The organism is Pseudoalteromonas sp. 3D05 (genome assembly GCF_002723455.1).
GTDB lineage: Bacteria > Pseudomonadota > Gammaproteobacteria > Enterobacterales > Alteromonadaceae > Pseudoalteromonas.
On the sequence record NZ_PDUS01000003.1, the window covers coordinates 131,476 to 144,099 of the forward strand.

14 protein-coding genes are annotated in these 12,624 nt (G+C 39.0%); 7 read left to right on the top strand and 7 right to left on the bottom strand.

Features of this window, described 5'->3' with window-relative positions; genetic code table 11:
• Window positions 1–262: 262 nt before the first annotated feature.
• Window positions 263–1,819, top strand: a complete 1,557-nt coding sequence (gene tyrR, locus CSC79_RS04685) for a transcriptional regulator TyrR (protein ID WP_099294554.1) — start codon at window positions 263–265, stop codon at window positions 1,817–1,819.
• 14 nt (window positions 1,820–1,833) lie between these two features.
• Here the strand turns inward: tyrR and CSC79_RS04690 are convergent, their stop codons facing one another.
• Window positions 1,834–2,322, bottom strand: coding sequence for a hypothetical protein (locus tag CSC79_RS04690; RefSeq protein WP_099294556.1), 489 nt, complete (start codon window positions 2,320–2,322; stop codon window positions 1,834–1,836).
• A 108-nt stretch (window positions 2,323–2,430) separates the two neighbouring features.
• On the opposite strand from CSC79_RS04690, the gene CSC79_RS04695 reads away from it, so the two are divergent.
• Window positions 2,431–2,967 carry a thioesterase family protein gene (locus tag CSC79_RS04695; RefSeq protein ID WP_099294558.1) on the top strand — a complete coding sequence of 179 codons (537 nt, stop codon included), beginning with the start codon at window positions 2,431–2,433 and terminating at the stop codon, window positions 2,965–2,967.
• 46 nt (window positions 2,968–3,013) lie between these two features.
• Here CSC79_RS04695 and CSC79_RS04700 read toward each other — a convergent pair whose 3' ends face one another.
• The gene (locus tag CSC79_RS04700; RefSeq protein WP_099294560.1) at window positions 3,014–3,667 is read right to left on the bottom strand and encodes an OmpW family outer membrane protein; all 654 of its coding nucleotides are present in this window, start codon (window positions 3,665–3,667) and stop codon (window positions 3,014–3,016) included.
• 234 nt (window positions 3,668–3,901) lie between these two features.
• Here CSC79_RS04700 and CSC79_RS04705 point away from each other — a divergent pair, with 234 nt between their 5' ends.
• Both CSC79_RS04705 and dapE read left to right on the top strand, forming a co-directional pair.
• Entirely contained in the window at window positions 3,902–5,320 is a 1,419-nt protein-coding gene (locus tag CSC79_RS04705) for an MATE family efflux transporter (protein WP_099294562.1), read from the top strand.
• A gap of 55 nt (window positions 5,321–5,375) precedes the next feature.
• On the top strand, window positions 5,376–6,557 hold the full coding sequence (gene dapE / locus CSC79_RS04710) for a succinyl-diaminopimelate desuccinylase (RefSeq protein ID WP_099294564.1): 1,182 nt from the start codon (window positions 5,376–5,378) through the stop codon (window positions 6,555–6,557).
• Window positions 6,558–7,155: 598 nt separating this feature from the next.
• On the opposite strand, the gene CSC79_RS04720 is transcribed toward dapE, so the two are convergent.
• On the bottom strand, window positions 7,156–8,874 hold the full coding sequence (locus tag CSC79_RS04720; protein WP_099294568.1) for a GNAT family N-acyltransferase: 1,719 nt from the start codon (window positions 8,872–8,874) through the stop codon (window positions 7,156–7,158).
• Window positions 8,875–9,027: 153 nt separating this feature from the next.
• On the opposite strand from CSC79_RS04720, the gene CSC79_RS04725 reads away from it, so the two are divergent.
• Both CSC79_RS04725 and CSC79_RS20315 read left to right on the top strand, forming a co-directional pair.
• Window positions 9,028–9,948 (top strand): glyoxylate/hydroxypyruvate reductase A, encoded by a 921-nt coding sequence (locus CSC79_RS04725; RefSeq protein WP_099294570.1) that lies wholly within the window; start codon window positions 9,028–9,030, stop codon window positions 9,946–9,948.
• A 98-nt stretch (window positions 9,949–10,046) separates the two neighbouring features.
• Window positions 10,047–10,178 (top strand): hypothetical protein, encoded by a 132-nt coding sequence (locus tag CSC79_RS20315; protein ID WP_256827023.1) that lies wholly within the window; start codon window positions 10,047–10,049, stop codon window positions 10,176–10,178.
• A 19-nt stretch (window positions 10,179–10,197) separates the two neighbouring features.
• Here the strand turns inward: CSC79_RS20315 and smrA are convergent, their stop codons facing one another.
• The 3 genes from smrA to CSC79_RS04740 form a co-directional block, all read right to left on the bottom strand.
• The gene (gene smrA / locus CSC79_RS04730; protein ID WP_099294572.1) at window positions 10,198–10,776 is read right to left on the bottom strand and encodes a DNA endonuclease SmrA; all 579 of its coding nucleotides are present in this window, start codon (window positions 10,774–10,776) and stop codon (window positions 10,198–10,200) included.
• A 127-nt stretch (window positions 10,777–10,903) separates the two neighbouring features.
• Window positions 10,904–11,149, bottom strand: a complete 246-nt coding sequence (locus CSC79_RS04735; protein WP_058559944.1) for a hypothetical protein — start codon at window positions 11,147–11,149, stop codon at window positions 10,904–10,906.
• 99 nt (window positions 11,150–11,248) lie between these two features.
• Window positions 11,249–11,695 (bottom strand): hypothetical protein, encoded by a 447-nt coding sequence (locus tag CSC79_RS04740; protein WP_099294574.1) that lies wholly within the window; start codon window positions 11,693–11,695, stop codon window positions 11,249–11,251.
• Between the two features lie 108 nt (window positions 11,696–11,803).
• Here CSC79_RS04740 and CSC79_RS04745 point away from each other — a divergent pair, with 108 nt between their 5' ends.
• Complete coding sequence (locus CSC79_RS04745) at window positions 11,804–12,187, top strand: response regulator (protein ID WP_099294576.1); 384 nt, start codon at window positions 11,804–11,806, stop codon at window positions 12,185–12,187.
• Window positions 12,188–12,241: 54 nt separating this feature from the next.
• Here CSC79_RS04745 and rpsT read toward each other — a convergent pair whose 3' ends face one another.
• The gene (gene rpsT / locus CSC79_RS04750) at window positions 12,242–12,502 is read right to left on the bottom strand and encodes a 30S ribosomal protein S20 (RefSeq protein WP_016708897.1); all 261 of its coding nucleotides are present in this window, start codon (window positions 12,500–12,502) and stop codon (window positions 12,242–12,244) included.
• Window positions 12,503–12,624 lie beyond the last annotated feature (122 nt).

Below are 12,624 nucleotides of genomic sequence, written 5' to 3' on the forward strand. Positions count from 1 at the left end.
ATTAGTCTCGTTAACATTAATATATTGTTGTTGTATGTTTTTTAAGTGTAAATTATTTTTCTTATTCTTAAAATGGCAACAAATCACAAAGTGTGAAAATGTACCTTTAAGGTTAGTACTAAAACTACATGAAGCCTATAGGAAATGGCTTAATTTAAAATATAAAGTGTAATCGTCCAAAAATCTTTACGATATACTATCCTCATTCGCTTTGTTCGCGTATTATTCGCGGAATATTGGTTTTCTCTTTTTTGAGGGTGAAATGCGTTTAGATATACACTGTGCAGACCGGATTGGTATTGCTCAAGAAATACTTAATATTTTAGTGAACTACCAAGTTGACTTAAAAGGTATTGAGGTTGATTCAGTTAACTGCCGTATGTATGTAAGTTTCCCGCCTATTGAATTTGAACAATTTCAAAAAATCATGCCTTCAATTCGTTTGATTGACGGCGTTATGGATGTTCGAACAACTGCATTCTTACCTTCTGAGCGTGAACATAACGAACTAAATACGCTTTTAAGAGCCTTGCCTGACGGAGTCATTTCAATTGATGCCAAAGGCTGGGTTAGACTTTGCAATGACGCTGCATGTAAAGATTTACAATTAACAGAGAAAGAAGTTATTGGCTCAAATATTAATAACTTACTTAAAGGGTTTAATTTTACCCGTTGGCTAGAAAGTAAAGAAGTGCTTGGCCAAACAACGCGCGTTGAAGTTGCTGGTGAAGACTTTATTGCCGATATCTTACCAATTTCAGTGCCGCAAGGTGCTGAAGGCGATGTGCTTGCCGGTGCAGTAATAAACATAAAATCTCAAAGTCGTCTAGGCCAGCAAGTCAGTGCGTTTAGACGTTATGGTCAAGAGAGCTTTGCAACTATTCATAACTTTAGCACTGCAATGCGCAGAGTTGTGCGAGAAGCCCGTAAAATGGCGCAACTTGAAGCCCCCATATTGATCACAGGTGAAACGGGCACTGGTAAAGAGTTGTTAGCTCGTGCGTGTCATTATGCTTCCAACCGTTCAGTTAAACCGTTTATTGCGTTGTCGTGTGCGTCTTTGCCTGATGATGTTGCAGAGTCGGAGCTCTTTGGTTATGCAGGCTATGAAGAAAATGCTGCACCTAAGCGTGGTGTATTAGAGCAGGCTGACGGCGGTACGGTGTTTTTAGATGAAGTTGGAGAAATGTCGACTCAGTTGCAAACTAAATTGCTCCGATTTTTACAAGACGGTACGTTTAGAAAAGTAGGCGATGAGAACGAAGTAAAAGTAAATGTTCGCATCATTGCTGCAACGCAAAAAGATTTGCCCGCGATGGTTCAAGAAGGTGCGTTTAGAGAAGACTTATATTATCGGATAAACGTATTAACCCTTGAGATAGCTCCGCTGCGTGATAGAAAGGCCGATGTTGGCCCGCTTGCTGAACACTTTATACAAAAGTATGCACAGCAAAATGGCCATGCAATACCTGAATTATCGGCAGAGTGTTTAACGTTTTTACAAGATTACCCGTGGCCAGGTAATGTACGCCAACTCGAAAATGCGATTTACAGAGCTGTATCACTTTTAGATGATAATGAACTCAGAGTTGAGCATTTGCAATTACCTACGTTTACTCACGATTTAGGGTATTTGGAATCGGATTTCGAGGGGTCGCTTGATCAAGCTGTTAAACGATTTGAGGCGACGTTGCTTCGTAAACTTTATCCGGCTTACCCAAGCTCACGTCAACTCGCAAAACGCTTAGGTTTGAGCCATACCGCTGTTGCAAACAAACTGCGCGACTATGGAATTAACCGTAAAACAGTAAAAGTTTAACCCTTTAATGGGCGCTATTGTTTAGTGCCCATGTCTTTTGTTACACCATCAATAGCAATTCTATCAATGCCATCATTGTTAAACTTAACAGTTATACTGATATTATTACGTGCAAAAAAGTAATCTTTATTATCAAGGCTAATTACATAATCACCTTTTACAGGATCCTTGAATTTACTCTTTTTAAGTTGTAGTGAATGCTCACCAATTTGCCAATTAAATGTTTCGATGAAGCCATTGTTAAATTCTTGAACCCAAATTTGCTCTTCGTCTTTAGATAGGGTTATAGCGATAGAGTACGACTCAGGTAACTGCATCGCATAGCTTTTACTACCAATCTTAAATTTACCCTCGGCTTCATTCCAACCAAAGCCAAATGAAAATGGCTTTTCTACACCCGTTGGGTAGCGAACTTGACCTTCACCAAGGTAATCAAAGTCAGCCCAAACAGAACTGCTAAACATTACACAAGCTATCGCGGTCGTGAAAGTTAATTTAGTCATTTTTATGTATACTCTTTCTCATCATATAGTTGAGATTAGAGTAGATTATTCTCCAATGCAACTTACTGTGTTACACTCGAGCTATTCTTGACTGGTAAGACCTTTATCGTGAACCTTTATTTTCGCCTTTTATTGCTGTTTTTTAAGATTAAACGTAACCGACACTACCAATCGTTATTGGATACTGTTGATATCAAGTATAAAGCGCTCCCTACCGACTGTGATATAAACTTACACCTCACTAATTCTCGCTACTTAGCTATGATGGACTTAGCGCGTACGTGGATGACAGAGCGAGTCGGTTTATTAGGGCCTATATTGAAAAAGCGCTGGTTTCCAATAGTTAATGCAACTGCCATTACATATATACGTGATATTAAGCCGATGCAGCGTTATACCATTAGCACGCGCTTAGTTGGTTGGGACCACAAATACTTTTATATTGAACAGAAGTTTCATTCTAAAAGTGGGTTACATGCAATTGCTTATGTCCGTGGTGTGTTTAAGCGTAAAAAAGGAGTTGTGAGTGTTGAGGAAATGCTCGAAGTGGCTGGGTTTAATGATGTTGCTCCAATTTTACCTGCTGAGGTAATGCATTGGAAAGAAATGCTAGAGCAAAAGAAGGTAACAAACTTGCCTTCTTAATTGCATAAAAAAAGGCCTTGCGGCCTTTTTTTGTTAGTGCGTAATCTTAGAAGCTGTACTTTACACCTAGCATAGCTACCACAGGGTCAATCTTAACTGTTGAGGTAAGTGCCTTTGCGCCATTTGCATACACTGTAGCATCAGTTTCAATATCCATTACAGACACCATCGCGTGTAGGCCCCAGTTCTTATCAAACATGTAATTAAAGCCAGCTTGTGCTGCTAAACCAAATGAGTTATCAAGTTTTACTTCAACATCATCTGTGGCAAGTACTGATTTGAGTGCTGCTGATGGCTCTTCATCAAAAAACACTGTGTAGTTAACACCAACGCCTACAAATGGACGAAATGCTGATTGACTGTCTAAAAAATGATATTGAGCAAACAATGAAGGTGGTAGATGCTTGATTGTTGCAATTTTATTGCCTGCTAAACCGCCTGCGCCATTTACGTCATGAGAGAAAGGGGTTGCAGCCACTAACTCTAGCACCCAGTTATCATTTAATGCGTAATCAACAGTAATACCTAACTGGGTATCTGAGTCTGCTTTTAAGCCTAATGCTGTATTTTCATTAATCGCTGAGTTGGTATTGTCAGGGTTTACATTAATAGCACCGACATTAACACTCAGGTTTGCACTTGCAAAAGGAGACGCGATTAATAGTGATGTAAATAACGCTGCGCTAAGTTGTTTTTTCATGCTGTTCTCCGAGAACGACTATTTTTGAATTGCGACCATTATCAATCAACTTAAAAATAAAAAACTGTTCTAGATCAAGGTTTATTAAGCACAATTGCGACGCCATAAGTTTGTTTGATTTAGATTAAGTTTTTGTCCACTTGTTATAGAAATATATTGACGTCGATGGATTTCGAACTGTTCATCTTTAGGTCATGGTTTTGCGTTATAATAAGCGCCTAAATAAGGCATGCTATGAATCAAACCACTTCACTTTTTCTCAATGGGTCTATCGCCAAAGCGCTTACAAAGCTCGCGATACCGATTATTCTTATTAATATCTTGCAGTCAGCTTATCAATTGACAGATGCGTTTTGGGTTGGCCGATTAGGCGCCGCTCAAGTGGCTGCTGTATCAGTGAGTATGCCAGTTACATTTTTAGTTATTGCGATAGGTTCTGGACTGGCAATGGCTGGTGCTATTTTATCTGCTCAATATATGGGAGCGGGGCAACAAGAAAAAGTAAATCATGTTGCTGCTCAAACTATGCTAATGGTGACAATCACCGCCAGTGTATTGGGTCTGATTGGGTACACTTTATCGCCATATTTTTTAACGTTGTTAGGAGTTGACGAAGTTGTTTACAACGATGCGTTGAAGTTTATGCATGTATCCTTTATTGGTGTAGTTTTTGTTTTTATTTATGCCATGTTCCAAGCGTTAATGCGGGGAATTGGCCAAACGAAGGTGCCTTTAATCATTGTTAGTTGTACAGTTTTACTAAACTTTGTGCTTGACCCTTTATTTATTTTTGGTTTTGGTGATTTTAAGGGATATGGCGTAATGGGCGCAGCGTTAGCAACGCTCGTTACGCAAAGCCTTGCTGCATTGGCTGGTGTTATTATATTTATGCGTGGTCGCCATGGTATTCAATTAAGCTTATCAAGCTTTATTCCTGATTTAGCCTATATAAAGCAGGCTTTTATTTTAGGTGCGCCAGGCTCTGTTGAGTTATCTACCCGTGCATTTGGTTTAATTATTATGTCATTTTTGGTAGCGAGCTTTGGTACTCAAACCATCGCGGCGTATGGCGTGGGTTCGAATGTGCTACAAATGATAATGATCCCAGCCATGGGATTGTCGATGGCTGTATCGACCTTGGTTGGGCAAAACATGGGGGCTGGCAATGTGAAACGTGCAGCGCAAATTACCAAACTTGCCGTCTTATGGGGGTTAATTGGATTATCAATCATTGGTGGGCTTGCTTACTTTTTTGCTTCAGCGCTGGTGGCATTTTTTATTCCTGATGATCCAGATTTTATAAACCAAGGTGCACATTTCATAAGGGTAATGAGCTTAACATGGGGTGGGATTGGGGTGCAGCTTTGTGTTGTCGCAGCATTTAGAGCGTCGGGCAATATGTTAAACGCGATGTTACTGGCCTTATTCTCTCAGTGTGTGGTTCAGTTTCCTGTTGCATATATTTTATCAAAGCACACACTATTAGGTGATCACGGTATTTGGTACTCGTTTGCTGTGACCAATATTGCTGTAGCTTTATTATCTTACCTGTGGTTTTGCAATGGGCGCTGGCAACGAACACGCCTAACCAAAGAAGATAAAAATATTGCTAAAGTTACGCAAGAAGCCTTTATAGAAGAGGGGAGTCATTAAGCGGTCATAAAATCACGGTGTAATAAACACTTCTATGTTAATAGGTGTGATTCTGATGACGTTATCTATTCTACCTACATTATCTGCTAAAGAGAATGAAGCCCAAGCAGTTGTTGATTACTTACAGACGCTGATTAAATTTAATTCTGTGACTCCGTACCAAGCGGGTGCTATTGATTGGATAGAAAGCCAACTAGATAGACTTGGTTTTGAGTGTGAGCAATTTACGTTTAATAATGTGACTAATTTAATCGCTAAAATACATTTAGGTGACGGGCCTATTTATGCTTTTTCGGGGCATATTGATGTTGTACCAGCAACAGCTGAACATTGGTGTGTGGCACCTTTCTCTGGCGCTATTTTAAACGATGCTGTTTATGGACGCGGTGCTGCTGACATGAAAGGAGGTGTGGCTGCTATGCTGCGTGCAACTGAGCAGTTAGTTGTTAATAAAGAAGCTAAAAAAGGCACCTTTTATTGGCTAATTACCTCAGATGAAGAGGGGGAGGCCGAATATGGCTCTTTATTAATTGCGGAGCGTCTAGCTCAACAAGGAGTTAAGCTAGATGGTTGTATTGTGGGTGAACCAACGAGCAATTTACATGTTGGTGACACAATAAAGAATGGACGACGTGGTGCGCTGTCAGCGCGTTTAAATATAAAAGGAAAGGCAGGTCATGTTGCCTATCCCGAAAATACGATTAATGCAGCTCACTTAAGTGCAGACGTAGTTAAACGCCTAACTAACATTGATTGGTCTTTCGATGAGCCAGGTTCCAATACTAGCCTGCAAGTTACCGGGATCAACATCGACAATGTGGTTGATAATATGGTGCCAGCTCAGTGTGAGGTAACGTTTAATGTGCGATACAGCCACGGCTATAAAAGCGCTGATATAAAAAATGAAATTCAATTTGCGCTTGGCGATTTAGCGCAAAACCTCAATATAGAATGGGAGCGTCCGTGTGAATCATTTTATACCAGCCACCAGTCTCAAAATTGTTTATTAGCGCACGTAGAGCAAGCAGTATTGAGTGTGACAGGAAGCTATCCTCTATTAAGCACCAGTGGTGGCACATCTGATGGGCGCTTTTTTGCTAATAATCATACCCAAGTGATTGAATGCGGGGTCCGAAATAATACAATTCATCAAGTCAATGAACATGTGCCAATTGACGACTTAGTTAAAATTGAATCCATTTATACTACTTTGTTAACTACTCTTTTTCGATGTTAGCCAGTTTGACAGTTGCTTACATCTTTGTTACTTTTTTGGGTAAGCTTTCTGTAAGTAATCAGATATTTTCTAGTTACAGAATCAGAAATACCTGTTCTCACTCATTACTATTTTGGCTTTATAGTCAATTTTGTAAAACTCAGCAAAAGTATAATGTTTATCACAAAATTGAGAACCGAGTATGTGAGAGTCGGAGTTAGTTTAAAGAAAAGTTAAATTCTATTATTGGTGAGTATGTAGTCTCTAAACAGATTGACTCCATAGTTTATCTGGTACGACTAATTTTTCTGTAAGTAGACTTAAGCTTAACTTTACATACATATGAAGAGTATCGATCAAAAGATGCGCTTTATTTTAGTTCATTATACAAATAAAGGTTATCGTATGGGCATATCAGGTTTAGGTATTTTAGGTACGTTGCTCGTTTTAGTTTCAATATTTTTGGTTGCACTGATACCATTTTATATTGTCTATATCATAGTAAAAAAAGCTGTGAAGAGTGGAATAGAAGAATCCTTGAATAAACACAAAGATGCATAAAAGATATTTGAACATTGTTTCTGAGTTACCCCACAACATTAGGTTGTGGGGTTTTAAATTATAAGGTCGCTTTGCCCAAATAGCGTTTTGCTTTACTTGCTTTGACTTTTTTAAGATCCACTAATACCAGCCCATCAATACAGTTATTGAACTCTGGGTCTACGCTAAAACTTAAAAACTGCACGCCACCAGGCTCACACAATTCTGTGTATTGCTTAAACAAGGTAGGAACTTGTGCCCCCATGTTGGCAAGAATATGTTTAAGCTCAACAAAGTCCTCTTTGATATCATCACCGCAAAAAATGCTTTGGCATTGTTTAAGCTGCTGCTCTGTCGGTTTAAATTCATTGTTTGGCGTGGCAATTATGTCTTTTGTACCATAGTAATGCTGGTAGTAATGAACCAACATGGCTTTAGCCTGATCAGGTAGTGCATTAGATACACTGACAGCACCATAGAGATAACGATACTGGGGGTAGTTTTGTATAAATGCCCCGATACCGTACCATAAATAATCTAAGCTTTTGCGTCCCCAATATTTAGGTTGCACGAAACTACGACCAAGCTCAATGCCTGCTGCAAAATAAGGGGTCATCTCATCACTATAAGAAAATAAGCTATCCGTGTATAACCCTTTTCGTCCCTGTTTATTAATAACTTCCTGTGCACATGCTAGACGGTATGCTCCTACTAACTCGAGTTGGTTTGGATCCCATAAGACGAGATGCTGATAGTCCATATCATATTTATCGATATCACGGCGCTTTCCACTGCCTTCACCCACTGTGCGAAACGATATTTCGCGCAAACGACCCAACTCTCTAAAAATGGCGGAGCTTCCTTGGTATTGGTACAAATATATTTTCATACCGTCGCTCGTTGTTCCGAGTAACTGACAAGCCTCAATGGCCTTTTTAAGTTCTTTTTTACACTCAGATGATGCAATTGGGGTTTGTGTTTTTAGAGGAAGTGTTTTTTTACTTACCAATCGGTATAGCTGCTTTCTAATGAGGTTAACGACTTCTTTATCTTTCAAGTTTTCAATTAAATACGATTCAGGAGGAATTGATGCGCCTATTTCAAACTCAAGAGATTTTTGTCGTTGTTTAAACATTTCCTTCACTAACAATAAGCTAGCCAATGGCTTGTAAATCATGGATGTGCCATAAAATAATGGACTATTTTTTGCCTTGATAAAAATGGGTAAAATGGCGCAGTTCGCTTTTTTGGCTATGCGAAGAAAGCCGCTATTCCACTTGCAATCTTTGATGCCCGTTGGGCTTAGACGAGAGACTTCCCCTGCAGGAAAAATTAAAATAGCGCCCTCATCTTTAAGATGCTTATGAATATTGCTTAGTTCTTTCTTTTTACTGGTGCCAGAGAGGTTATCGACAGGTAACAGTAAGGAGTGCATAGGCGTTACTGACATCAACATTCGATTAGCGACTACTTTTAAATCTTTTCGGGCACTGAATAAAACTTTGATCAACGCTAAAGCATCTAATGATCCGATAGGGTGGTTAGCAACAATTACTAGCTTGCCCTCACTGGGGATATTCTCGATTTGCTTAGGCTTATAGCGGGTATCAAAGTCAAGCTCATCTAATACTTGCTCTACAAACTCGATACCTTCTAAATGTGGGTAAGCATCGCCAAATGCAACAAACTCTTGCTCATGGAGTAAGTAACCCAACCCTTTTTTAACTAACCCTTTTACCTTCGGAGAGTTTTCTAATTGTGGAAGGTTAGCCGCAATAACTTTATCAACACTGATCATAATTACCTCATTGTCTTTGGTGATCAATATACGAACAGATTAAAAGTTTGCTATGACAGTTAGGTTGCAGTTGTATGACTTTTTAAAGAGGGTATTTAACATTGGTGTTTATTGAAGTGTTTAATATAATGAAAAAAAACGGTAGAGAAAAATATGCACTTACTCATCGCGATTAGTAACCGAGACTGCACAAAGTTAGTTAACACACTGCAAACATACTTACCCGATGTGGAAATCTCACTGTGGCCACATTGTCGTAATTTACATACTGTAGAATTTGTCGTTGCATGGCTTGCGCCTGAGCAAATGTGGCAACAATTACCCAATCTTAAAGCTGTCTCATCATTCGGCGCTGGGGTTGATAGTATAAACTTAGACTTGTTAGCTGATGATGTTGTGGTTACACGAATCGTTGATGACGCATTAGCCGATGATATGGCTGAATACGTGTTAACTCACATTCTAGCGCAAAAACTGAAATTAAAAGAGTATTTTAGTAAGCAGCAAGCTCAGCTTTGGCAACCCAAACGAGCACATAAATTTAACCATGTAGTATTTTTGGGCTTTGGCCAATTAGGCCAGCACTGCGCTAAACGCTTACTTGCCAATAAATTAGTTGTAAGTGCTTTTTCACAAAGCCCGAAACAATTTACTGATGTAACCTGCGTTCATAGCCAAGAAGGACTGACAAATATTTTATCTAAAGCAGATTACCTCGTATGCTTATTACCTTTAACGGCCCACACTGAAAATATTATTGATAAAGCGCTATTAACTCAGCTTCCTGAGCATGGCGTTGTGATCAATGTGGCTCGTGGTCAGCATGTTGTTGAAGAGGACTTAATTTGGGCACTTGACAATAACGTTATACGCGCAGCGACCTTAGATGTTTTTAGGCAAGAACCATTGCCGAAAGAGCATCCATTTTGGTCTCATGATGCAATTACAGTCACTCCACACTGCGCTGCTTTGTCGAATATTGCCAATGTAGCAAAGCAAATAGCAGACAATGTCCAACTCCTCGATAAAGGGTTAGAACTAAATCATCAGGTTGATAGAACAAAAGGTTATTAAAATTTGAACAATTCATGGTGTATACATGTTGTTAACATGTGTGATTTTAGTTATTGTAGATGTGTTGCGAAAAAATAATAATAAAAACAAGGTTAACTATGAAACACCAACAAGGCGGCGTTAAATTTAGTCTCATTGTTCTATCAGTCATCCTTATGGGTGTATCAGCATGGTTTAATCAGGCTAATGCCGATGAGCCAAATCAAGCTGAAATCACCCAACAGGATTAATCATACCCGTTGCGAGAGCTCAGCGCTTAGCATGGCGCTCTCGATTCTCATGTTTTTTCTCATCACTCTTTTTCAGTAAAACATAGGTAGCACCTATACCGCCGTGCTGCTTTAATGCTGTGTGAAATGCTAAAACGTAATCTAGCTCTTGTAACCATTTGTTGGTGTAACTTTTTAATATACCTGGTGTTTTCTTATTTTTAATACCAATACCGTGGCGTATTAAAACTACGCGGATATTTCTTGCTTGGCAGTCAGTGATAAAATCGAATAATGATTCTCTAGCGGACTTTAACGGCTGCCCGTGTAGATCTAGCGTGGCGTCAACTTGGTACTTCGCTAAGCGTAGATTTTTAAATACACCATCCTGCACACCCGCATTTTTATAACTTAAAAGTGAATCTGGGGGTAAAAGCTCTACACGCTCACTGCGAAGGTAATTCTCATCAACCGATAAATCTGCTTCAGCTGCTTTTCTCTTTTCTTGTTGTGATAAAGAAGGGGCCGTCTTTGAGTGTTGTAATTTGACCGTGTCATGATTTAACGGCTTTACATCTTCCATGGATGATAAAAATAAATCAAAATCAGATACTGACATAGGTCACCTTAAATTAGCCTTATACGTAGCGGATTTTAGCCTAGTTCACCTTTTTAGTCATTGAGCAGATAAAAAAATACCTCGGTGAGTCATCTCAGCGAGGTATAAAATTATCTTGGGAGAGATATTAATTCGTCGTTACATTTAGTTGCCCAAAAGTATAAACTTTGAACAGGTAGAATGTATTGATCAACACTAAGCTCATATTTGAAATAACACTCGAAGACATTAAGTCTAAACTAAACGATAAAAACAGTAATACGCAGGCGCTAACAGCTGCAATACGTAGTAAAGTTAGTTGATTGATAAATAGCGCCCCTAATCCAAGGGCTAACAGAATAAAATTTAAAAGCCAATCTAGCTCGTTTAACATGGTCGTTTCAGTGTACTTGTGGTGAAAAAGGAGCGCCATTATGGTGATCTTTTACACAGCTTTCAACCAAGTAATTTTGTAATTTTCAGATTAGTTTTATTAATCCAAAATAAGTTTTTTCATTGCGGCAAAAAAGCCACTTTTTTCTGTTACTCGGTACTTTTGGCATGTAGCTGGTTGCTTAAGGTCTTGGCAAAGGTAAATTGTATTGCGCTCCAGATCGGCTCTAGGCTGCAAGCTAGAGTCAAATAGATTGGCACCATAGCCGAATAGGCCTGGCCAATAGACACTCTGGGTAACTAAACCTAGCTTCTGATAAGTAATCAATTGTGGTTTTGGCGTAATTAAAAAGCCTAATACGATAACAATTAAAGTTATTATTAATTTTCGGCTTTTTGGCTTGTTTTCATCCGCACTCACATTATTCGCTGTATTGGCAGTACTTTGAGCTGTGGCTGCGGTTGTTTTCTTCGCTGAAGACTTTTGCGTTTTATTTCGCTGTGGCGTTTTCCCCAACAGAGATTGTTTTTTTATTTTATTTGACATAAAGCAAATCTGGCCTTTTAAGCAGGTGTCTCTATAATGAGATCAGTGTATTAAAAAATTCTTAAGTATAATAACTTAAACCTAGCGGATAGCCTATGGGGATCAAGTATGAATGCGCAGCTTTCAATTTTAATAGTCGATGATGTAGGTACGGTTCGTAGCTTTTTGCATCAAACACTTATGCATTTAGGGATAGAGAAGGTAAGAGAAGCGTCTACAGCAGCCCAATGCATTAGCGCTTGCCAAGAGGCCGATTACAATATTATTTTTTTAGACATTGAGTTGCCAGATGGCGATGGCAAAGAAATAATTGCGAAGATAAATGAAATCAATCCCGCTTCGAATGTTGTGATGGTTTCAGCACACTCAACAGTTGAGAATGTTAAAGACGCCATTGATAAGGGAGCAAAGGGGTTTGTAGTTAAACCTTTTACACCAAAGAAAATAGCAGCCATGCTGAAAAAGTTTTATCCAGACCTCGAAATAGCCTGATTCAGATACAAAAAAACCGGCCAAGGCCGGTTTTTTATATTCTACAAAAACAAATTATAGTGCTTTGATCTTAGCAGCTAAACGGCTCTTATGACGAGCAGCTTTGTTTTTGTGAATTAGACCTTTAGTTGCGTAACGGTCTAAAATTGGTGTAGCAACTGCGAAAGCTTGCTGTGCAGCTTCCTTGTCGCCCGCTTCAATAGCAACAACTACTTTTTTGAAGTATGTACGCATCATTGAACGACGGCTTGCGTTATGCTGACGGTTTTTTTCGCTAGTGATAGCGCGTTTTTTTGCAGACTTGATGTTAGCCAAGGTTTGCTCCTAACAATCTTAAAATAAGCTTAATTTAAAGGCCGTGGAATATGCCTTTTTTAATCATGATTGTCAATAAAAAATTGACAAAACAAGAAAAACTGCTCCTTTGTAACGAACAT

Bases quoted from the DNA above. Each gene is read 5' to 3' on its own strand.
- dapE (WP_099294564.1), top strand. From the start codon at position 5,376: ATGACGTTATCTATTCTACCTACATTATCTGCTAAAGAGAATGAAGCC.
- CSC79_RS04690 (WP_099294556.1), bottom strand. From the start codon at position 2,322: ATGACTAAATTAACTTTCACGACCGCGATAGCTTGTGTAATGTTTAGC.
- CSC79_RS04745 (WP_099294576.1), top strand. From the start codon at position 11,804: ATGAATGCGCAGCTTTCAATTTTAATAGTCGATGATGTAGGTACGGTT.
- CSC79_RS04735 (WP_058559944.1), bottom strand. From the start codon at position 11,149: ATGTTAAACGAGCTAGATTGGCTTTTAAATTTTATTCTGTTAGCCCTT.
- CSC79_RS04700 (WP_099294560.1), bottom strand. From the start codon at position 3,667: ATGAAAAAACAACTTAGCGCAGCGTTATTTACATCACTATTAATCGCG.
- CSC79_RS20315 (WP_256827023.1), top strand. From the start codon at position 10,047: ATGAAACACCAACAAGGCGGCGTTAAATTTAGTCTCATTGTTCTATCA.
- CSC79_RS04725 (WP_099294570.1), top strand. From the start codon at position 9,028: ATGCACTTACTCATCGCGATTAGTAACCGAGACTGCACAAAGTTAGTT.
- CSC79_RS04705 (WP_099294562.1), top strand. From the start codon at position 3,902: ATGAATCAAACCACTTCACTTTTTCTCAATGGGTCTATCGCCAAAGCG.
- tyrR (WP_099294554.1), top strand. From the start codon at position 263: ATGCGTTTAGATATACACTGTGCAGACCGGATTGGTATTGCTCAAGAA.
- smrA (WP_099294572.1), bottom strand. From the start codon at position 10,776: ATGTCAGTATCTGATTTTGATTTATTTTTATCATCCATGGAAGATGTA.
- CSC79_RS04720 (WP_099294568.1), bottom strand. From the start codon at position 8,874: ATGATCAGTGTTGATAAAGTTATTGCGGCTAACCTTCCACAATTAGAA.
- CSC79_RS04740 (WP_099294574.1), bottom strand. From the start codon at position 11,695: ATGTCAAATAAAATAAAAAAACAATCTCTGTTGGGGAAAACGCCACAG.